This window comes from Pseudomonas fluorescens (assembly GCF_001623525.1).
Classification (GTDB): domain Bacteria; phylum Pseudomonadota; class Gammaproteobacteria; order Pseudomonadales; family Pseudomonadaceae; genus Aquipseudomonas; species Aquipseudomonas fluorescens_Q.
Map to the genome: position 1 here is coordinate 1,354,241 of NZ_CP015225.1, position 18,906 is coordinate 1,373,146.

Here is an 18,906-nt window from a genome sequence, read left to right on the forward strand (position 1 = left end):
CGTCCGAGGTTTACAAATCACTGTTCCATAAGTCCGTCACCAGCATGCAGCCAGGGGCGTGGGTGATGCACAACGGTGGACGTGAGGCCTGGACCACCGATTGAGGCGTTACACCGCAGGCCCAGAATACCGGGATCTCGTCCGCTTCCACCGGCACGGCATCGCCGTAATCCGGTGAGTCCAGGGATTGAATGCCGATCAGTGACGGATCGCCGATGTGTACCGGGGCGCCGTGAACGTTGGGCATGCGCCCGGTAATCTGGATCGCCTGGATCGCCGCGGCGGCTTTCATCGGCCGCATGGTCACCACCATTTTGCCAGACAGGCGGGCGGTGGGGCGTGTGTCGATGTTGGTCTGGAACATCGCGACATTGCGCCCCAACTCAATGTGCCGCAAACGGATGCCGGCCTCCAGCAGGGGTTGTTCGAACGAGAACGAGCAACCGAGGGCGAAGGCCACCAGGTCGTCCTGCCACAGGTGTTCGATGTCCAGCGGCGCTTCGCTCAACTCGCCGTGGCGGTAGACCCGGTATTGAGGTACCTCGTGGCGGATATCGATGGCGGCGCCCAGGTTACGGAAGAACGGATCGCCTGGCTCGGTCACGTCAAGCACCGGGCAAGCCTGGCGATTGAGGGTGCAGTAGCGCAGGAACTCATTGGCCCAGTCGCCGGGCAGGATCACGATATTGGCTTGCACGCGGCCCTGGCCCAGGCCGCTGGTATGGCCCTGGTACTGACCGGCGGCGATGTTTTGGCGCAGGGCCAGGGGTGTGCATTGCTGCAGTTGTTCGAAGGACATCATGACGGGGCTCTCCAAGCGTTCGTTCGCTACTTTGAGAACAGCGTGGGTATGACGTCCAACAAGGAATATTGCTACCCCGTGACAACTAAAAGTTATTCAAGAGGTGGTTGGCCGTTCAGCCCGGGAGCCGCCACCATGCGTTGCGGCCCGACATCAACGGCGTATTGGCTGACCACCTGGCGACTCATCTGGACGATGTTCTCGACCAGTTCCAGGCCGACACCCGCGCGCCACGAGGCCACGACGTCGAGTTGGGGCAGGGCGGTGCCGGGTTCGAGCTGGATCAATTCGCCGCTGGCCAGGGGCTTGGCCACCAGCGCGGCGGGCAGGGCGCCGATGCCGAATCCGTCGCGAATCAATCGGGTCATGGCCGACACCGAGTTGACGCAACTGACCCGTGGCGCACTCACGCCATGGGCGTACAACAGGTTGAGTACATCCTGATGCGGTCGCGAATGCTTGACGAAGGTGATGATGCGCTCGCCGGCCATCTCCACCAGTGACGCGTAGGGGCGGGCATAGATCGACTGGCTGGCGGCGATCCAGTGCATGGGGTAGTGACCCAATTCCAGGTTGCGCACGCTTTCGTGGCGGACCAGATCGGTCTGGAACACGATGTCCAGGTAGCCTTTTTGCAACTGGTCACAGAGATTGCGCGCGGCATCGGCGGTGATTTCGATTTCCACGGCGGGGAAGGCTTGCATCAGCATCGACATCAACGGGCTGAGCCAGGTGTGGATCACCGTATCCATCACGCCGATGCGCACCAGGCCTTGCTGCGCACTGGTGGTGTCCAGTGACTGCTTCAACGCCCGCTGCACTTCGAGCATCTGCTCGGCGTAGTCGAGCACCTTGAGGCCTTCGGGGGTCAGCGAAACCCCGCGCGAATCCCGTACGAACAGGCGCAGGCCCAACTCCTCTTCCAGCGAAGCGATTCGGCTGGAGATCGCCGCCTGGGTGCTGAACATCTTCTCGGCGGTGAGGCTGAAACTCTGTAGCCGGGCGACCCAGACAAAGGTTTCGAGGAATTTGAGGTTCATGAGGGCTCTCTGGGTGCGGGTGGTTCTTATGTTGCAATTGTTTTGCAATTGTCACTCCAGATCGGGCCGTTGGGGCATCAAATTTTCTTATGTCCCATCTGCTGTTTTTCCCGTTTGACGCTGTGCCGATCCGCCACCAAGAATCCGCTCCACGACGCAGCCACTGCGTCCGCATCCCCAACGACAACGCCTTCACAAAAAAATAACGAGGCGTGTCCGTCATCTTCGCTTGCTGCCGCAGGAACCTTCCATGGAAAAGACCATGACTGACTGCGTAACCACCGGGACAGGGCGCACGGGCCCGTTCAGTTGGTACGGCCCCCTGTCGAAAAATGAAAAACGTACATTCTGGAGCTGCAAGATCGGCTATGCCCTGGACGGCATGGATACGCAGATGCTGAGTTTCGTCATCCCGACCCTGATCGCGACCTGGGGGATTTCCAAGGGCGACGCCGGCTTGATCGGCACCTGCACGCTGCTGGCCTCGGCGGCCGGCGGTTGGATCGCCGGGATCCTGTCCGACCGAATCGGCCGAGTACGGACCCTGCAATTGACGGTCCTGTGGTTCGCATTCTTCACCTTCCTGTGTGGGCTGGCGCAGAACTACGAGCAATTGCTGGTGGCCCGGACCTTGATGGGTTTTGGCTTCGGCGGTGAATGGACCGCAGGGGCGGTATTGATCGGCGAGGTGATCCGCTCCCAGGACCGGGGCAAAGCGGTGGGCATGGTGCAGGCCGGATGGGCGCTGGGCTGGGGGCTGACGGCGCTGTTGTATGCCGGGTTGTTCAGTTTCCTGCCGCCGGAAGACGCCTGGCGGGCGTTGTTCCTGATTGGCCTGGTGCCGGCGCTGTTTGTGCTGGTGATCCGTCGACTGGTCAAGGAGTCGGACACCTTCGAACATGCGGTGCGAGAACGCCAGGCCAAGCCGGAACTGGGCTCTCGCTGGGCCTTCTTCGAGATCTTCGCCCCACGGATGCTCAGCACGACGTTGCGCGCCTCGCTGTTGACCACCGGTGCGCTGGGCGGCTACTACGCCATCACCACGTGGTTGCCGACGTACCTGAAAACCGAGCGCGGCTTGAGTGTGCTCGGTACGGGCGGCTACCTGGCGATGGTCATCGTCGGTTCCTACATCGGCTACGTGACCAGTGCGTTGCTGACCGATGCCATCGGCCGCAAGAAGAACTTCATCCTGTTCGCCGTCGGGTCCATGGCCATCGTCCTGGCCTACACCCAATTGCCAATCGATAACACCTGGATGCTCTGGCTGGGCTTTCCACTGGGTTTCTTCGCCTCGGGCATCTTCGCCGGCATGGGCGCATTCCTGACCGAGCTGTTTCCCACCCGCATGCGCGGGTCGGGGCAGGGCTTCTGCTACAACGCCGGGCGTTCCATCGCGGCGCTGTTCCCATTGTTCATCGGCGCGTTGAGCAACACCTTGCCCATCGGCACCGGGATCGGCGTGTTTGCGGCCGGCGCCTATGGCGTGGTGATCCTGGCGGCGTTGAGCCTGCCGGAAACCCGCGGCAGGCAGCTCGAGTCCTGACCACCCGCGGCGTCCGCGCACAGCGTGGACGCCGCTACAACCCTTAAAACAACAACCATCGGACGCGATTGCAACGCCCCCGAGAGGGTTCGCTCGCGTCCAAAAAAAGGAGCATGCCATGGGGCATTTCACATCCACCTGGTTTTATACCCCCGCCGGTACGTTGCTGGGCCTGAGCCTGATCGGCGTGCCGAACGCCCAGGCCGACTTCATCGCCGACAGCAAAGGCAGCCTGGAGGCCCGCAACTTCTACTTCAACCGCGACTTCCGCCAGGAGGGGGCACGGGACAAGGCCAAAGAATGGGCGCAGGGCTTTCTGCTGCGGATGGAGTCGGGATACACCGCCGGGACCGTGGGTTTCGGCCTCGATGCCTTGGGCATGGCCGGTTTCAAACTGGACTCCGGGGGCGGTACGGCGGGCACCAACCTGCTGCCAGCGGATCGGTCTGGCGGCTCGCAAGACCGCTATGGCGAACTGGGCCTGACCGCCAAAGTCCGTGTGTCCAACAGCACCTTGAAGCTGGGAACGTTGCAGATCAAGGACCCTGCGGTGAGTTCCAACGACACGCGACTGTTGCCGGGAACCTTCAAGGGCGGCTTGTTGAGCGTGCAGGAAATCGATCGTTTGAAGCTGACCGCCGGGCAACTCACGCAGATCAATTTTGTCGACTCCACCGATTACCAGGACATGACCGCCAACCGCATCGGCGGCAGCAGCGACAAGTTCCAGTTCGCCGGAGCGGACTATCAGTTCCTGCCGAACCTCACGGCGCAATACCGCTATAGCCTGTTGGAAGACATCTACCAGCAGAACTACCTCGGCTTCGTCCACACCCTGGACCTGGGCGCAGGCCAGTCGTTCAAGAGTGACGTGCGCTATTCGCGCAGCACCGAAGACGGCAGTTTTCGCGAACTCGACAACCAGGCTTTCGGCGCCATGTTCACCTACAGCCTGGCGGGCCATGCACTGGGCCTGGGCTACCAGCGCATGAGCGGCGACGATCCGTTCCCGTACATCGGACGCAGCGATCCCTACCTGGTCAACTTTGTGCAGATCGGCGACTTCGCCAACATCGACGAGCGTTCCTGGCAAGCGCGCTATGACTATAACTTTGCGGCTATTGGCGTACCCGGGTTGACCTTCATGACTCGCTACATCACCGGCGACAACGTCCAGCGCAGCGCACCGGGCGAAGGCAAGGAATGGGAGCGCAACACGGATATCGCCTATGTGGTACAGGATGGCACCTTGAAGGGCCTCGGCTTGAAATGGCGCAACGCAACGGTGCGCTCGAATTTTGGCAACGACCTGGATGAGAACCGGTTGATCGTCAGCTACACGATGGCGCTTTGGTAAAGAGATCGCTGGTAAAACCGATCCTGTGGCACAAGAACTGGCTCCCTCGCCACAGGGTCATCACTCCTTGGATAAAAGGAGCATTGCACTCGATCAATGGCGTCGTTGCCTGTATACAGGTGCGCTTCGAAAGGGATTTTCAAGGCAAAACAAGGGAGCTGTCGCTGTGATTTACCTGATACGCCATGCCACGCCGCTGATCGATTACAAGCCCTGCAAAAGCGCGGACTGCAGGCGCGCAGGGTGTATCGCTCGGGGTGTTTTACCGTCGAGTCGCTAACACCATGACGGGGATTGCTCGGCCACCAGCAGTAACGACTGCGGCACCGGGCTTTGTGGGTGCTGAGGTTCCTGCAGGAGCACCAATCGGAAACCGGCCATGTCCAGGGCATTGAGCCAACTGGACAAGGTGCGGAAGTACCACGGCATACGTTGCCATTGGCCTTTGAACCCATCGAAGGTTTCTTCTCGCCAACCGTCCTGATAATCGCCCGCCGCCACGGTCCATGGATGCAGCGTCTGAACCACCAGCGCGCCACCTGGGCTGAGCAGGGCATTCATCGCAGCGAGCAATGGGATGATGTCCTGGTGCAGCAGGGCGAAGTTGGCGCAGATCAGGTCGTAGCCGCTGCCAACGTCCACCTTCTCCTGCACCAGTGCCTCATAGCTTGCCAGATGCACCGGCGAGGAACCCGCCGCCCGGGCCGCTTCGACCAGCGTCGCGTCGCCATCCACACCGACCGCTTCGATGCCCCTGTCAGCCAGCGCCCGCAACAGCCAGCCTTCGCCGCAGCCCAGATCGAGCACGCGCTCGGGCTGGCGGCTCTGCACCACCAATAGCATGGCCTGGTCCGTGACCGTCAGCCGGCTTTCGATGGCCCCCGTGCGGATGGCTTCGATCCAGGACTGGGCATTGTGGTGCCAGCTTTGAAGGAGGGTGGTTTCCGAGGACGACATTGATCCAGCTCCGCAATGGATTGGGTAAGCATAGGCCAATCGCTGGCGCAGGGAAGCCAGTGGTCAAAGCGGGCGGTCAAGAAACAACAGGCGTGCGGCCAACGCTGCCATGACCCCGGCAAAACCATACGTGCCCAGGCGCCTTGAAATCCCGCCGCTTGCCAGCTTCGCCCTGAGCTGAGCGGCGCAAACACCCAACAGCGTATGAAAGACGAGTGCAATCAGCGCCAGCAACGCGCCCAGGAAGATCAACTGCACACTGACGCCTCCAGCCTTGACGTTGACGAACTGGGGCAGGAACACCATGAAGAACAGCAGCGCCTTGGGATTCAAGAGGCTGTTGAGGGCGCCTCGGCAGAAAATTCTCCACAGCGAAGCCACCTGGAGCTGGCTATCCTGAGTCGCTGCTGGCGTTCTCAGTGCTTGCCAGGCAAGCCAAAGCAGATAACCAGCCCCGGCCAGGCGCAGGATGTCGAACGCCGGCGCCCAGCTCATCACCAGCGCACCAATGCCCGCGCTGACCATCATCGTCATCAGCACGTCCGAAAAGGAAATGCCAAGGGCGGCGGCAATACCGGCACGCCAGCCGTGGGCCAGCGCATGACTGGTGACAAAGGCCATGTTGGGCCCTGGGACGATCAGCAGAAGCACAACAGCAACCACGAACAGGTAGAGATTGGCGGTATCCGGCATGGGGATCACTCCGTGGGGTGAGCCACGACAGTAAGCGAATGACGAGGAGGGCGTCAGTTACAGTCCGGGCCAATCTGATAGCAACAGTCGTTTCTCGCGATGCATCAAGGCAATCGCTAAACTGCTGGCCCGAATTTCAGCAAGGAAGTGGGTGGATGCGTTCGCTCGTCAGCAGTGTGCTTCTTTCCATGACGCTGGTATCCCCGGCCATGGCCGAGCCAAGGGCGTTTTCGGTGAATGATCGTAGCGGCCAATACCTGGTCGACGTGTTGTTCCCGGAGCCGCCGGAAGACCCGCATCAACTGGCGCGTGCCTTTATCACCATTCGCGACAACACCACCCACCAAGCCCTGCAGCAATTGCAGACGCCCGCCGGCAATGTGCCCGTGGACCGCAACGGCAAGGTCGATAATTGGTTACTCGGCCCCCAGAGCCTGTTGTACTTCGACGACTTCAACTTCGATGGCCGCCTGGACTTGGCGATTCGTAACGGTAACGATCCCGACGCGAGTTACAAACCGGCGTTCGACGTCTACCTGCAAGACCCGCAGAAAACCCAATGGGTCCTCAATCCTGCGCTGACGGGCCTGGCAAAGGAGGACAGCAAAGGCATGTTCTCCGTCAGCCCGCTGGACGGCGTCCTGCTTTCGCAAACCGACCGCGACTGCTGCTGGACTCGCGCCACCCACTGGAAAATGCGCGGCGACGAGTTGGTCCTGCTTCACTCAGACACCGAGGAGCAAATCCAGCCGACCGAGGAGGGCGAAAATACCAGCATGCCCAGCGGCTACACGCGACGCACCACCGGTGAATTGAAAGATGGCCAGTGGCTCGAACAATCGAGCCTGGAAGGTCCGGAGAAGGAGGATCCAGTGATTCTTGCCGGAACCCTCGACGCCAGGACCCCGGTAGAACTCTGGTACCAGGTCCAGGGAACCGTGATCATTGGCGAGGTGCGCTACACCCAGGCTGGCACTGGCGACGCGATCAAGCTGCTAGGAACACGGGACGACGCCGACGACGATCTCATCAGTCTCCACGAATACGCCGATGACGGTCGTCAAACCGGTACCTGGCGGATCTCCCGGGAAACAGCCGAACCCTACAATCACACCGGCACCTGGGTCAGCGGCATTCAGGGCGACGACAGCAAGTTGGCGATCCTGCTGCACGATGAAGAACGGGAATTGGATGGCGACAAAATCGACGACGTCGACGCTGGCCAGCGCAGCGGCCATTACCAGATGCGCCAGGACGCCCTGGGGCGCGACGCCGACCTGGACTTGAAGATCCTGCCGGACCGCGACGCCAACGGAAAAGAAATCGCGGAATTGAGTGTGACCTTGAAGGGCGGCGTGACCGAGCATCACATCGTACCGATGGAAAGCGAAAACCTGATCATCGTGCGCGAGCCGCAAGTCTCCGAGAAAAACGCTCCGTATCACATTCAATTGGTGAAAGGCTTCGCGGTCATTGGGAACAACGCTGGGCCGGATTCGCAGGAGGGGCTGGCTGGGGTATATTTGAAGCAGTGAACACAGCTTCGGTTAGGACGCATTGCTGTCGACGCTGACCAGGTCGTCAGACAATGCTTGCCGGTTTCCAACTTGAGGTCCGGGGCACCGAAGCCGCACTTGCCTCCACCTGTACCATCAGTGGCCTGTAGCAGGGTCTCCATGATAATCATCTAGACTGCTCCTTCATCCTCCTGCCTGGGACTGGCAGCTTATGCGGATATGTTTTTTTGACGGGGCTGATCGCATCGAACTGGGCTCTCGATCCAGTTTTGCTGACGGTCCGTCCATGCAGCAAGGGGGGAGCGGGGCGACCAGGATCGAAATGCGTGAACCGTGGCTGGCCGACAGCTTTATTCACCGACATTTTGCCGGGGCCGATCAGACACACCGTTTGCGCGCGCTGTTATCCGCCCAGGAGTCTCTGGTCCATCTGCTGGATGATCGCGAAGTTCACCGCCAGGTAGCCAGCAAACTATGGAGCGGGGAGCTGTGTGCTTACGTTTTTCCATACCAACGGCCGATGCCCGTTCGCGTACCGGCCTCGGTCGCTGTAGAAGAGGTCGTTGCGCCGGTGTCTGCCGCAGCCCGCAAGCGTCTGCCAGTAAAAGCCTCATCCGAATCTGCCAGTCGACCTGAGCCGGTGGTACTGACATTCGTGGAGATCGAGTTGTTGGATATGCAGGGGCAGCCCGTTGCCGGGGAATCCTATGTCATTGCATTACCAAACGGGACCCAGCACAGCGGTGTGCTTGACGAGCTCGGACGGGCGAGGGTGGATGGCCTTGATCCGGGCAACTGTCAGGTGACGTTTCCGGAATTGGATCAGCGTGCGGTGGAGCGCTGGAAGGGCTCATGAATTGGACTTGAGACGGATATGCTGCCACGCGGCGTCCAAATTCTGGGGCATGCCGGCGCGCTTGCGCAGCCCGGTGGCCTTGGGCGTGATCCAGGGTTTCGGTGGGTCTGGCAATGGAAATGGCATCACTGTTTCGGGAGTATTGCCTATTTTCAGTTTAGCGACGGCCTCGGCAATTTCCTTCAGTGTGACGCGCATGCTGCTGGTGCTGTTGCTCACATCTTCGTTTGCGCAGGCCTGGCACCGACGGTCGAGCTCAGCGGTAAGTTGCTCACCAGCCTGAGCGATCTTGACCACTTCGTCGCACCAGGGCGCTGTCTGATTCAAGCTTCGATTCAGGGTGAACGCTTGTGTCGCACCGTTGAGTCTGACGACGATCTGGTTGCAATGGACAGTGAGGTCTTCTGCGAGATCCGGCCCATATTCCGTCAGGTTCTGGTTCATCGTGTCCATCGCGCTGCTCCATGTATCCTTGTCGCACTCATAGGTTTCCAGGGCATTCCAGACATCAAGGACATCGCGCTCGTGGCTCAGAAAAGCAGTGACAAAAGCCGGGTCGTGACGGGGATAGCCTTTTTGGTCCTTGTAAAATTTGGCGTGCAGAGCCATGACCTTTGCCAGGCGGTCCCGGCAGACGTATTCGATGTGCGTTTGCTCAAATCCGGCATTCCATAACGGGGCATACGCACCAAGGGTGTCACACGCCGCTTTCAGTGCCTCCATGTCCGCTTGGTAGGTAGCCAGGATGACCGCATGCAGGCCGAGCCGGGGAAGTTCGTGGACGCTGCGGGTGGCCGGGGCATTCCCGCTTTGTGCGGCCTGCAGCTGAGTGATGTGCTCGCGTGACTGCAGCACGTGCGTGGCCAGCTCCAGGCTCCAGCAGGCAAGGGCATCCATCGCCAAAGCCGAGAACGGCGCCTGGGGCGTCGTCGAGTAGTACAAGAACTCGATGGCCGAGCGGGTTTGATCCTCCGACACGGGGTAAGCGGTGTAGCGTTTCACTTTGTCGCGCAATGTTGGCACCGTCAGGGTTTTGAACCACTCGTCTCCACGCTGCCATTTCAGGAACTCGATCGTTAGGTTGAGGCTGTGGGTCATCTCCAGAAACACGCCTCGCAACATTGCCAGGTGCCGCATGCGGGCGAACACAAGCTCCTTGCGGTTCAGGCCGAGGACAAGAATGTTCTTGCCACCCCTGTCGCTCGTGGGCTGCATTTGTTGGTTAAGGTCGTCGAGAGGGGCAGGAATGGCTTCTCCCGTCTCGGAATCGAAGCTGATGTGTTCGCGCGGATTCTCGGTGACAGGATTGATCAACACCGGCCTTTCGGCATTGCTCGGGTTGTTCCACGCGTCGTGTCGCGGTGGACCCAAACGACCCCATTCGCCAATGGCTACCCAGAACTCCTCCTCGGTGTCGAAGTCTTCCAGGCGCGGCGGTGGGGTCGTCAGGTTGTCCGGTATCACGTCGAAGTAGTTCTTCTTGTAGGTCTCGTTGCACTCCTTGCATGACCACAAGTGGTTGCTCCAGTCATAAACGTATTGAAAATAGCCGAGGTTATCGAGTGCCTGGGCGCCCACGGGGACGAAACCGTCGTGGCGTTTTTTCGGTCGAAAGTGCTCGACGTCCCCGCCTGCGGTGCTCATGAAGCGCGCCTCGCAAAAGGCACACTTGCCATATTGGTCCACCTTCAGCAGCGCCTTGGCGTGAGGCGGCTTGTACTGATCGTCGTCGATGACGATTTTCACCGCGCCTTTTGGAACACTTTTTGTTTTGGCGGTGTTGGTGCCTTTGGTGCAGAGGACCACCATGGCGCCAGCCTGGACAGCTTCCTGGATGCCTTTTTGCATCTCAGCATGCGAGCGCTGTAGCGCGGGAGGGGCCGTTGGCGTTTTGTGAACCTGGATCATAGGGAGGCCTCTCCATGGTAGCCGTGGAGCGTCGCGCGTACGGCATCGCTCAGCAACTCATCGTCGTCAGGCAACCCGGCCTGCATCTTGAAAGCACCGATGGCCACCCGGGTCGCGTCATTCAACTGACCATCGCATTCGCCGCTGAAGTAGCCGAGACCACGCAAGCGTTGTTGCACGCCCTTGAGGGTGCTGATCGGGTCGAGCGCGCGAAGCCTCAATGGGTAATCGCGGGAGAAGCCGTCAAAGGTTACGCGTACGGTGATGTCATCGGCGGTTGGCTCGAGCGGCCAGACAATATCGCCGTTCGCTTCAGCCGTGCCACGCCCCAGCAGCGTGTCACCACGCAGTACTTCAAAGTGGCGCGCCAGGCCTTGTCCGGCGAGCGCATAAGGACGAAACCGAAGCAAGGCAGGCGTGTTCAGCACGCGGAAAGTGTGCCTTCGCCCGGTGGCGTTCTGTTCGAAGGTCGCTTTCGTGCGAGGGGGAACGAACAATAAATCCCCCGACGCGAGCGTCGTCCCGTCCGGGTGTTGCTGGCGCAGGTTGGCATTGCGTGGGTGATCCCAGAGTGTCGAGCGCGCGTGTCCATAAGCGTAGGCCACGCTGTCGACGCTTTCGGCGGCTCCCAGTGCCAGGACGATGCCGTCACCGCCAGGGTCCGATCTGGCATTCATACTGTCTATCCTTGTATGTCGCACTAAGGTCGTGTGTAGGAAATCGCACCCATTCAGCAGGCGATTTAAACCTTAGTACGTTATTTGCCTTTTTGGGAACACGGAGAACTTGGCGACAGTTGGTTGAGGGATATCGATGACGTCACGGTACAGCATTGAATTGAGAGGATGAGATTGGCTTCAAATCCAGCCATCGATGGGGGCCGTGGGAATATCTGTGAGTACACATAATGTATATTATGTTAAACAACGTATGGGTAGATGTTTACTCCTTCACCTGAGCCGTCTGCCTCCTATCACCCCCCCTCAGCTCGAAACCAGAACGATTAAGCATCAATAGCTACCAAATCCACATGTGGCCGTTGCGAATTGAAGCGTTCGCGAAACTAGTAGAAATGCACTCAAGCTTCCCTGGAACCCGCGTCAGCCGTAGCACCATTCGCCAAACGGCTCCTAAACGACGCTCACCTCTCGACCCTCAAAACTCACGCACGCACACCCAAAAACGCCCACCTCTGCGGCCATCTCAACCAACGTTGAGGCGTTTAGCATTCATGTCATGTTTCTGAAACAACAGAAACATATGCGTACTCCGTGTGTGTACCACGCTAAAATAAGCAGACAACCTTGGTAGGAAATACCCGTGAGCAACTCTGACAACCGATTTGACTACGAAGCGTATACCGCTTCAAAAAACGAGCTCCGCAAACTCATCGAAAATGATTTTGCGGAGGTGATCGCCCTTGTCAATAAATGCGATCATCTCATTCTGGACTCCATCGAAGACCTGGGCTCTACTGAAGCACTTACAGCCGCCGTTCACGCTCATTCCCTTTTTGTGGCAGCCTATGACCTAGCGAGCGCCGGCCATTTTTCGGCATTATTTCCACTGTTTAGAACCGCGATGGAATCAGCCATTTATGGCTACCTATTTAACCGCGAAGAAGGCCTAGTCGAAAAATGGCGGAATCGACACACTTCAGATGCTGATTTCAATGCCAGCAAACAAGCATTTACAGCAGCAATTAAAAGATTCAGAGGTTACATCCAAGAGCACGACGAAAACTCCAATGACACCCCATATGAACACCATATATTCAGCCTTTATGACGCTGCCATTGACTTTGGTGCACACCCGAACCCAATTGCACTCACAAACAATACGTCTGTAGTGGTAGAGCCTCAGCAGCTAAAAGTCAGCTATGAATACCTGCGCAGGAACAAAATAGGAATACTACAGGGGCTTTATGCATGCATTGATTACGCACTGGCAATCGCTGAAATTAATCATCTTTCCCGAATGCTAGTCAACCCAGAGCTGCCCGGACTCGACGCCACTTTTCTAGCTACATTTAATGAAAATAATGCATTAGCTGACAGGCTAAATGGACAACCTATCGGCTTTGACAACCGGTACTACAAGCGCATAAATCCTTTCGTACGAAAGCCTTCAGACGAGAAAGAGTAGCCAATTGAACCGGCGCATACCGGGATTGGGATCATCCCATCCTGGTTGCTGCTTTTCCCTCCAGGAGACATTATCTTGGGTGGATGCCATCGACTGACAAATCCTCACTGACATGCGCCGTGGCTTCGACGGATTGGCGGCTTTGGTGCAGACCCAGCTGAAAGCCGATCCCTTCTCCGGTCAGATCTTCGCCTTTCGTGGACGACGCGGTGACCGGATCAAGTTGTTGTGGTGGGATGGCGACGGCTTATGCCTGTTTTGCAAACGGTTGGAACAAGGGCGCTTTGTCTGGCCGCAAGCAACCAGCGGCAGCGTGTCGCTGACGAGCGCGCAACTGTCGATGCTGTTGGAGGGCATTGATTGGCGCAGGCCAATTCGTACAGCACCTGTCCTTGCGGTCTGACTTGCCGCACTGAAAAACCCCAGTAACATGCGGTCATGACTCTCGTGACCGACTCTATGCCCAATGATCTTCAAGCTTTGAAGGTTCTGGTCTCTGCCCAGCGGGCAGAGATTGAGCGCTTGAAGATGATGATCGCCAAACTGCGTCGCACACAGTTCGGTCGCAGCTCCGAGCAACTGGACACCATGATCGACCAACTCCAGTTGAGTCTGGAGGAGCTGGAAGTCAGCCAGACAACACTAACGCCTCCAACCGAACCGCCACTTCGTACCGTCCCTCGGCGCAAGCCGTTACCTGAACACCTGCCTCGCGAAATCCACGTCCATCAGCCCGAGTCGCAATGCGCTGACTGCGGTGGGAAGCTTCGCCAGTGAGGTTCGCGGTCAACCGCCCGACCGGCGAAAAGCAGCTCGGCAAAGCCGAGCCGGCCCACTGTTGCAGCAATTGCACGTGTGGCTTAGCCAAACACTGACTCAGCTGTCGAAAAAATCGGCATTGGGTGGTGCGATTTTCTATGCCCTGAATCGGTGGCAGGCACTGGTGCGCTACTGCGATGACGGGCGGATTGAGATCGACAACAACGCTGCCGAACGAGCATTGCGCGCCGTCGCGCTAGGCAGAAAAAATTATCTGTTCGTCGGCTCCGATGCCGGTGGAGAGCGAGCTGCTGCGATTTATAGCCTAGTGGGCTCTGCCAAACTCAACGACCTGAACCCGCAAGCCTATTTGACCCACGTGCTGGAGCGAATCGCCGAGCACCCCATCAACCGGGTAGAGGAACTGTTGCCCTGGAACGTTTCCCTTAACCCCCTCGAACACAGCGAGGCTGCTTGACTCATGCCCAAAACGATTTCTCCGTCCATGATTAAAACCGATCAGGTTCTGGTGCTGCACATCGAATTTAAATGGATAAAACCTTCGATCTGGCGTCGAGTTGCAGTGCCTGAAAACATCACCTTGAGCAAGTTGCATCAGGTGATCCAGGCTGTATTTGGCTGGAGCGACACGCATCTGCATGAGTTTGAAATTGATGGTGAAAGTTACGGTGTGCCTGACCCGGATTGGGGCCCGCCGGTGATTTCTGAGCAGCGTAAAAAGCTGATCAACGTGTTGTACGGGAAGAAGACGTTTCGTTATGTCTACGACTTTGGCGATAACTGGGAACTGCGCATCAAAGTCGAGAAAACCTTGCCCGCGATTATTTTCCCGCAGGTGCCGTGTTGCATCGATGGGGCCAATAGATGCCCGCCGGAAGATATTGGCGGTGTGGCTGGTTATGAAGAGTTTCTGGCAGCGTTGGCAGATCCGAATCATGCCGAACATGAAGAAGTGTCGGAGTGGTATGGGGATGATGGATTTGATCCGACGGCGTTTGACTGCGATTGGGTCAACCAATGGCTGAAGAAGCAGGTGAAGGCCTGATTAGCAAGAGGGTGTCGGGCGGACGCTTACAATGAAAGGCGAGAGCTCGGGACATTTGTGGGTTCGGCTGCAAAGGGGCAACCGCCACTTGACACTAAGTTACTGCAAGTTTGCAAAAGGTTATGCGGTGATGGTCTGCTGACTGCGGTATTTACGGCGCTTCTTTTCGTACATTGCCGAAGGTAGCTAATCCTTTTCGTTCAACGTCTCATCGTCTTGGCCTGCCACTTCGAATCGATCCTGGCTTTACTGGACGGTTACGCCATTTGGCTCCAAAGCGGCCGTCAAGCCGACGGTTGGTCTGACACTTCGACGATGCCACGCCGTTATGCAAGTCGTTATCTAGCCGAGTCGGCCAACCTCCATAACGCCCAGCGTGCCTCAGCAGCGTGGAGCCGACTTGACAGTTAAGGAGGTTCACCGTGACCAAATCAGCTGATCAAGAACACGCTTCACCCTCCTCCTCTTTTCCTGCCTACGTGTTCGAGGGCCCGGCTCAGATTGCGAGCAGCATATTCAACAACAGCGACGTCACCCAACTGGGTTCCAGTCTCAGCGCTTACCCCGCACACCGTCAGTCGGTTGCTTGATAGTCACGTACATATGCCCGCCGCCTTGACCATACCGATAGAGTTTCGCCGCCTTACACCTTGAATCGTCTAACCAGGCGTTGCAGGTCTCCCCCAAGCTGAGCCAGCTCTACACTGGAGACCGAGATCTCGGCGCTGGCTGTCGCCGACTGGTCCGCGGTTTCACGCACATTCAAAACGCTACGGTTGATTTCCTCGGCCACCGCGGTCTGCTCCTCCGCAGCAGTGGCAATCAACATGCTCATTTGCTGAATGTCCGATACCTGTTGCGTGATGGCTGCCAAAGCGTCCCCGGTGTTGCGCACGCCGGTGACGGTCGACTGAGTCTGCTGCACACTCGCTTGCATCATTCGCGAGCTTTCTTCGGCGATGCGCTGCAAGCCTTCGATCAGACTTTCAATTTCTTCCGATGACTGTTGAGTTCGCTGCGCCAGGCTGCGCACTTCATCAGCGACCACCGCAAAACCGCGACCGGCCTCACCGGCGCGCGCCGCTTCAATGGCGGCGTTGAGCGCCAACAGATTGGTTTGCCCAGCGACTGTTTTGATCACATCGAGCACGCCACCGATTCGTTCGCTTTCCTGATGAAGACAGGTCATTGATTCGGCCGACATGCCAACCTCGCGGGCTAGTGTTTCTATCTGGGCCACTGCTTGCTGCGATACTTCCAGTGCATTGCTGGCCTCGTGGTCGGCCTTTTTTGCCGCCCCCGCGGCATCTTCCGAGTTACGAGCCACCTCCTGCACGGTGGTCGTCATTTCAGTCATTGCAGTTGCTACCAGGTCGGTTTCACTCTTCTGGCTGTCGATACCTGCCTGGGTCTGTGTCGTGATCGTCGCCAACTGGCTGGCGGATGCAGCAAGCCGATGGGAGCTGTCACCGATCTGCGAGATAACGTCGCGCAAGCGTTGAGCCATGTTGTTGATCGAACGCAGAAGGTGGCCCAATTCGTCGGCGCGGTCGCTTTGCAGTTCCACGGTCAGATCGCCGTTGGCAATACGTTCCGAAGCCTGCAAAGCCTGTTGCAACGGGATCACGATCTGGCGGCCGATAATCCAGGAAATCAGTCCCCCCAGTACGAGGGCAAACAATGTGACGCCCCCAAGGATCGCGAAAACAAGATCCACACTTGTCTTGGCGCGAATCTCTTCAGCGGCATACAACTCATTGATTTCGTTTTGGAGGGAGGACAGGGATTCATTCAGTTTGAGCACGGTTTGCGTGACATCTGCCCCAGTCTGTTTCTGATTGCGTGTGTCGATATAGGCCCGCAGTTTTTCGTCCAGGCGCTTTATTGAATCCAGATCCTCCAGCGGCCAACCACCGGCGCGAATATCATCCAACACACCGGAGAGCATCTGTTGCATGGTTTTCAGGTTGGCATCGTGCTTGGCAAGCTGCTCTGAGTCCGCCGTCAAGGCATAGACGAAATTGGCGTCGCGAGAGAAGGCAGTTTGGTCGAACAGACTGCCGAGTTTGTTGATCCGTTTCAAGGATTGCCCATCGCTACGCAGTCCATAGAAACCGGTCAAGGCGAGTAATATGGCCAAAGCCATTAACAATCCGAATCCCAATCCCAGTTTTCGGGTGACCGTCAGATGTTTCAGTGCAAATCCGTGCGGCATAGACGACAACCTCGTTATTTCAGTTTATTAAGGGCGTATTGACGGACTTACCAGCCCGTTTTTTCGTGTTAAGGACGTAGCTCACCGATACCCATCGACCTTTTTCGTGTCACCCACCGGTTCGTCAAGGCAATCAACGCTTTCTTCCTGCCATGGTCTCAGGCATGCAAATGCGGTCGCATCAATGCTTCAAACCATTCCTGAAAGACCGCCAGTCGCCGCGAACGCTGCCTGCGATTCGGGTAGACAAGAGACACCTGCATGGGCGCAGCGCGAAACTCGGGCATGACCTCCACAAGTTCGCCTCTGTCGAGTAGGTGCTGGACATCGAAGCGCGGAATCTGGATCAGTCCTGTCCCCGACACGCAGCAGGCGATGTAGCTTTCGGCGTTGTTGACGATCACCCGACTGGGTACGGCGACCTGCCGTTCGTTGCCCGACACAAAGTAGTCCCAATGCAATTCCCGTCCTGTGGAGGGCGAGGCGTACCCCACCGACCAGTGCCCCTGAGTCAGGTCATCCGGCTTGACCGGCACGCCATGCTCACGCAGGTAGCCCGGACTGGCGCAGTTGATCAGTGCGATATGGCCGAGGAGGTGAGCAACCAGACTGCTGTCATGCAGTGCGCCAATCCGCACGGCGCAGTCAACACCTTCGTGCACTAGATCAATTGCGCGGTCGGTCGAGCCCAATGCCAATTGAAGGCGTGGATAGCGACGCAGGAAGCTCGGCAGTGCGGGGGCGATCAACCGGCGGGCGATACGGCTAGGAACGTCCACATTGAGCCTCCCGGAAATCTTGCGCTGGCTAACATGAAACAGCTGATCGATGTCTTCCGCATCTGAAAGGAACAGACGAACGCGCTCCAGCAACTGCATGCCATCGGCAGTCAGACGCACCTGTCGCGTCGTTCGATGCAGCAGGCGTGTGCCCATGGCCGATTCGAGTTGCTGGATGGCCGCCGACACCGACGCGCGCGGCAGTTCTAGCGCATGGGCCGCTTTTATGAAACTGCCCATCTCGGCAACCTGAACGAAGACGCGGTACTGATCAAGTTTGTCCATTCATTCCTTTCCACATAGCCTGCATTCAGGATGAGCAACGCCAGCGCTCCCTCTGGGGTATCCGCAAAGTTTTCAAGCAAGCACCATGCCACCGACAGATGCAGACAGAGGAAGCGCTCGAAGTAGGCAAAGCAGCGGCGGTCCTTGATGCTATTTGGTGGTGTATCCACCATTGATGAGGATGGTCTGGCCGGTGACCCACCAGCCGTCGCTCACTAGGTGGCGAATAAAAGGCACTACATCCTCGATGTCGGTCAGGCCGGTCTTGCTGAACCCCGACAGTGCTGCGGCCGTCTTGTGGTACGCGACTGCATCGGCCCCCTCGGCCGGGTAGAAAAAAGGCGTATCCATCGGGCCCGGGCCGACCGCCGTCACCGAGATGCCGCGTGCACCGAACTCCTTGGAGGCCGCGCGGGTGTAATGCTCCACCGGCGCCTTGGTGCCGGCATAGGCGGCATAAAATGGCGTGAATGCACCCAACAGCGATGTAACTACCGTGCAGATCTTGCCGTTGTCGTTGAGGTTCTTGCCCGCCTCTTTGAGAAAGAAGAAGGCGGCCTTGGAGTTGACCGCTGTCATCTCGTCGTACTCGGCTTCGCTGATTTCGGCCATGGGTTTCTTGAGCACCTTGCCCACGGTGTTAATGGCGATGTCGGGCTTGCCGACTGCGGCGATGGCATCAGCAAACAGCTTTTCGACGGCTGCGGCTGTCGTCAGATCCCCCCGCAGGGCCACTGCCTGCGCGCCGAGGGCCTGGATCGCAGAGACGGTCGCGTCGGCATCGGCCTTAGATGCGCTGCTGTTGTAGTGAATCGCGACGGCCTTGGCGCCCTGCGCGGCCAGATCGCGGGCAATCAAGCCGCCAAGGTTCTTGGCGCCGCCCGCGATGAGAACGACTTTACCTTCGATGGAATGGTCTGCCATGGGGAAATCTCTTTCATAAATGGGTGGAACGTCCGAGCTTAGGCTGCACAATCCCGG

At 58.2% G+C, this 18,906-nt stretch carries 17 protein-coding genes and 1 pseudogene; 9 read left to right on the plus strand and 9 right to left on the minus strand.

Translation table 11 applies throughout. The features are described from left to right. Window positions 1-10: 10 nt before the first annotated feature. Window positions 11-802, minus strand: coding sequence for a putative hydro-lyase (locus TK06_RS05820; protein ID WP_063321235.1), 792 nt, complete (start codon window positions 800-802; stop codon window positions 11-13). Between the two features lie 92 nt (window positions 803-894). Next, on the minus strand, window positions 895-1,842 hold the full coding sequence (locus TK06_RS05825) for a LysR family transcriptional regulator (RefSeq protein WP_063321236.1): 948 nt from the start codon (window positions 1,840-1,842) through the stop codon (window positions 895-897). A gap of 262 nt (window positions 1,843-2,104) precedes the next feature. Between TK06_RS05825 and TK06_RS05830 the strand changes: the two genes are divergently transcribed. Both TK06_RS05830 and TK06_RS05835 read left to right on the plus strand, forming a co-directional pair. Next, window positions 2,105-3,388 carry an MFS transporter gene (locus TK06_RS05830; RefSeq protein WP_161951730.1) on the plus strand — a complete coding sequence of 428 codons (1,284 nt, stop codon included), beginning with the start codon at window positions 2,105-2,107 and terminating at the stop codon, window positions 3,386-3,388. A gap of 118 nt (window positions 3,389-3,506) precedes the next feature. Continuing rightward, window positions 3,507-4,745: an OprD family porin gene (locus TK06_RS05835; protein WP_063321238.1), complete on the plus strand. Its 1,239-nt coding sequence runs from the start codon at window positions 3,507-3,509 to the stop codon at window positions 4,743-4,745. 276 nt (window positions 4,746-5,021) lie between these two features. Here TK06_RS05835 and TK06_RS05840 read toward each other — a convergent pair whose 3' ends face one another. Both TK06_RS05840 and TK06_RS05845 read right to left on the minus strand, forming a co-directional pair. Beyond that, on the minus strand, window positions 5,022-5,702 hold the full coding sequence (locus TK06_RS05840; RefSeq protein ID WP_063321239.1) for a class I SAM-dependent methyltransferase: 681 nt from the start codon (window positions 5,700-5,702) through the stop codon (window positions 5,022-5,024). A gap of 63 nt (window positions 5,703-5,765) precedes the next feature. Then, window positions 5,766-6,395 (minus strand): LysE family translocator, encoded by a 630-nt coding sequence (locus TK06_RS05845; protein ID WP_063321240.1) that lies wholly within the window; start codon window positions 6,393-6,395, stop codon window positions 5,766-5,768. Window positions 6,396-6,550: 155 nt separating this feature from the next. On the opposite strand from TK06_RS05845, the gene TK06_RS05850 reads away from it, so the two are divergent. Together TK06_RS05850 and TK06_RS05855 are read left to right on the plus strand one after the other, a co-directional pair. Further along, on the plus strand, window positions 6,551-7,930 hold the full coding sequence (locus TK06_RS05850; RefSeq protein ID WP_063321241.1) for an XAC2610-related protein: 1,380 nt from the start codon (window positions 6,551-6,553) through the stop codon (window positions 7,928-7,930). A 304-nt stretch (window positions 7,931-8,234) separates the two neighbouring features. Beyond that, window positions 8,235-8,768: a carboxypeptidase-like regulatory domain-containing protein gene (locus TK06_RS05855; RefSeq protein WP_153044823.1), complete on the plus strand. Its 534-nt coding sequence runs from the start codon at window positions 8,235-8,237 to the stop codon at window positions 8,766-8,768. Here the strand turns inward: TK06_RS05855 and TK06_RS05860 are convergent. Together TK06_RS05860 and TK06_RS05865 are read right to left on the minus strand one after the other, a co-directional pair. Next, complete coding sequence (locus tag TK06_RS05860; RefSeq protein ID WP_063321243.1) at window positions 8,763-10,676, minus strand: hypothetical protein; 1,914 nt, start codon at window positions 10,674-10,676, stop codon at window positions 8,763-8,765. The two genes, TK06_RS05855 and TK06_RS05860, sit on opposite strands and share 6 nt — an antisense overlap. Further along, entirely contained in the window at window positions 10,673-11,353 is a 681-nt protein-coding gene (locus tag TK06_RS05865) for a peptidoglycan-binding domain-containing protein (RefSeq protein ID WP_063321244.1), read from the minus strand. The genes TK06_RS05860 and TK06_RS05865 overlap by 4 nt, the downstream gene beginning before the upstream one ends. Before the next feature lie 643 nt (window positions 11,354-11,996). On the opposite strand from TK06_RS05865, the gene TK06_RS05870 reads away from it, so the two are divergent. The 5 genes and pseudogenes from TK06_RS05870 (at window position 11,997) to TK06_RS05890 (ending at window position 14,646) form a co-directional block, all read left to right on the plus strand. Further along, on the plus strand, window positions 11,997-12,821 hold the full coding sequence (locus tag TK06_RS05870; RefSeq protein ID WP_063321245.1) for a hypothetical protein: 825 nt from the start codon (window positions 11,997-11,999) through the stop codon (window positions 12,819-12,821). Between the two features lie 112 nt (window positions 12,822-12,933). Continuing rightward, complete coding sequence (gene tnpB, locus TK06_RS05875) at window positions 12,934-13,224, plus strand: IS66 family insertion sequence element accessory protein TnpB (RefSeq protein WP_063321246.1); 291 nt, start codon at window positions 12,934-12,936, stop codon at window positions 13,222-13,224. 128 nt (window positions 13,225-13,352) lie between these two features. After that, entirely contained in the window at window positions 13,353-13,598 is a 246-nt protein-coding gene (locus TK06_RS33360; RefSeq protein ID WP_428993591.1) for a hypothetical protein, read from the plus strand. Continuing rightward, a pseudogene (locus TK06_RS33365) lies at window positions 13,567-14,058 on the plus strand (IS66 family transposase); the annotation flags it as partial. The gene TK06_RS33360 and the pseudogene TK06_RS33365, both read left to right, overlap by 32 nt. 3 nt (window positions 14,059-14,061) lie before the next feature. Continuing rightward, window positions 14,062-14,646: a plasmid pRiA4b ORF-3 family protein gene (locus TK06_RS05890; protein WP_063321249.1), complete on the plus strand. Its 585-nt coding sequence runs from the start codon at window positions 14,062-14,064 to the stop codon at window positions 14,644-14,646. A 643-nt stretch (window positions 14,647-15,289) separates the two neighbouring features. Here TK06_RS05890 and TK06_RS05895 read toward each other — a convergent pair. The 3 genes from TK06_RS05895 to TK06_RS05905 form a co-directional block, all read right to left on the minus strand. Continuing rightward, window positions 15,290-16,861: a methyl-accepting chemotaxis protein gene (locus TK06_RS05895; protein ID WP_086936582.1), complete on the minus strand. Its 1,572-nt coding sequence runs from the start codon at window positions 16,859-16,861 to the stop codon at window positions 15,290-15,292. A gap of 158 nt (window positions 16,862-17,019) precedes the next feature. Further along, entirely contained in the window at window positions 17,020-17,925 is a 906-nt protein-coding gene (locus TK06_RS05900; RefSeq protein ID WP_063321251.1) for a LysR family transcriptional regulator, read from the minus strand. Between the two features lie 150 nt (window positions 17,926-18,075). Beyond that, window positions 18,076-18,849 carry an SDR family oxidoreductase gene (locus TK06_RS05905; protein WP_063321252.1) on the minus strand — a complete coding sequence of 258 codons (774 nt, stop codon included), beginning with the start codon at window positions 18,847-18,849 and terminating at the stop codon, window positions 18,076-18,078. Between the last annotated feature and the right edge of the window lie 57 nt (window positions 18,850-18,906).

Excerpts from the sequence above, each read along its gene's own strand:
- TK06_RS05820 (WP_063321235.1), bottom strand. The coding sequence starts at position 802 with ATGATGTCCTTCGAACAACTGCAGCAATGCACACCCCTGGCCCTGCGC.
- TK06_RS05825 (WP_063321236.1), bottom strand. The coding sequence starts at position 1,842 with ATGAACCTCAAATTCCTCGAAACCTTTGTCTGGGTCGCCCGGCTACAG.
- TK06_RS05830 (WP_161951730.1), top strand. The coding sequence starts at position 2,105 with ATGACTGACTGCGTAACCACCGGGACAGGGCGCACGGGCCCGTTCAGT.
- TK06_RS05835 (WP_063321238.1), top strand. The coding sequence starts at position 3,507 with ATGGGGCATTTCACATCCACCTGGTTTTATACCCCCGCCGGTACGTTG.
- TK06_RS05840 (WP_063321239.1), bottom strand. The coding sequence starts at position 5,702 with ATGTCGTCCTCGGAAACCACCCTCCTTCAAAGCTGGCACCACAATGCC.
- TK06_RS05845 (WP_063321240.1), bottom strand. The coding sequence starts at position 6,395 with ATGCCGGATACCGCCAATCTCTACCTGTTCGTGGTTGCTGTTGTGCTT.
- TK06_RS05850 (WP_063321241.1), top strand. The coding sequence starts at position 6,551 with ATGCGTTCGCTCGTCAGCAGTGTGCTTCTTTCCATGACGCTGGTATCC.
- TK06_RS05855 (WP_153044823.1), top strand. The coding sequence starts at position 8,235 with ATGCGTGAACCGTGGCTGGCCGACAGCTTTATTCACCGACATTTTGCC.
- TK06_RS05860 (WP_063321243.1), bottom strand. The coding sequence starts at position 10,676 with ATGATCCAGGTTCACAAAACGCCAACGGCCCCTCCCGCGCTACAGCGC.
- TK06_RS05865 (WP_063321244.1), bottom strand. The coding sequence starts at position 11,353 with ATGAATGCCAGATCGGACCCTGGCGGTGACGGCATCGTCCTGGCACTG.
- tnpB (WP_063321246.1), top strand. The coding sequence starts at position 12,934 with ATGCGCCGTGGCTTCGACGGATTGGCGGCTTTGGTGCAGACCCAGCTG.
- TK06_RS33360 (WP_428993591.1), top strand. The coding sequence starts at position 13,353 with ATGATCGCCAAACTGCGTCGCACACAGTTCGGTCGCAGCTCCGAGCAA.
- TK06_RS05890 (WP_063321249.1), top strand. The coding sequence starts at position 14,062 with ATGCCCAAAACGATTTCTCCGTCCATGATTAAAACCGATCAGGTTCTG.
- TK06_RS05895 (WP_086936582.1), bottom strand. The coding sequence starts at position 16,861 with ATGCCGCACGGATTTGCACTGAAACATCTGACGGTCACCCGAAAACTG.
- TK06_RS05900 (WP_063321251.1), bottom strand. The coding sequence starts at position 17,925 with ATGGACAAACTTGATCAGTACCGCGTCTTCGTTCAGGTTGCCGAGATG.
- TK06_RS05905 (WP_063321252.1), bottom strand. The coding sequence starts at position 18,849 with ATGGCAGACCATTCCATCGAAGGTAAAGTCGTTCTCATCGCGGGCGGC.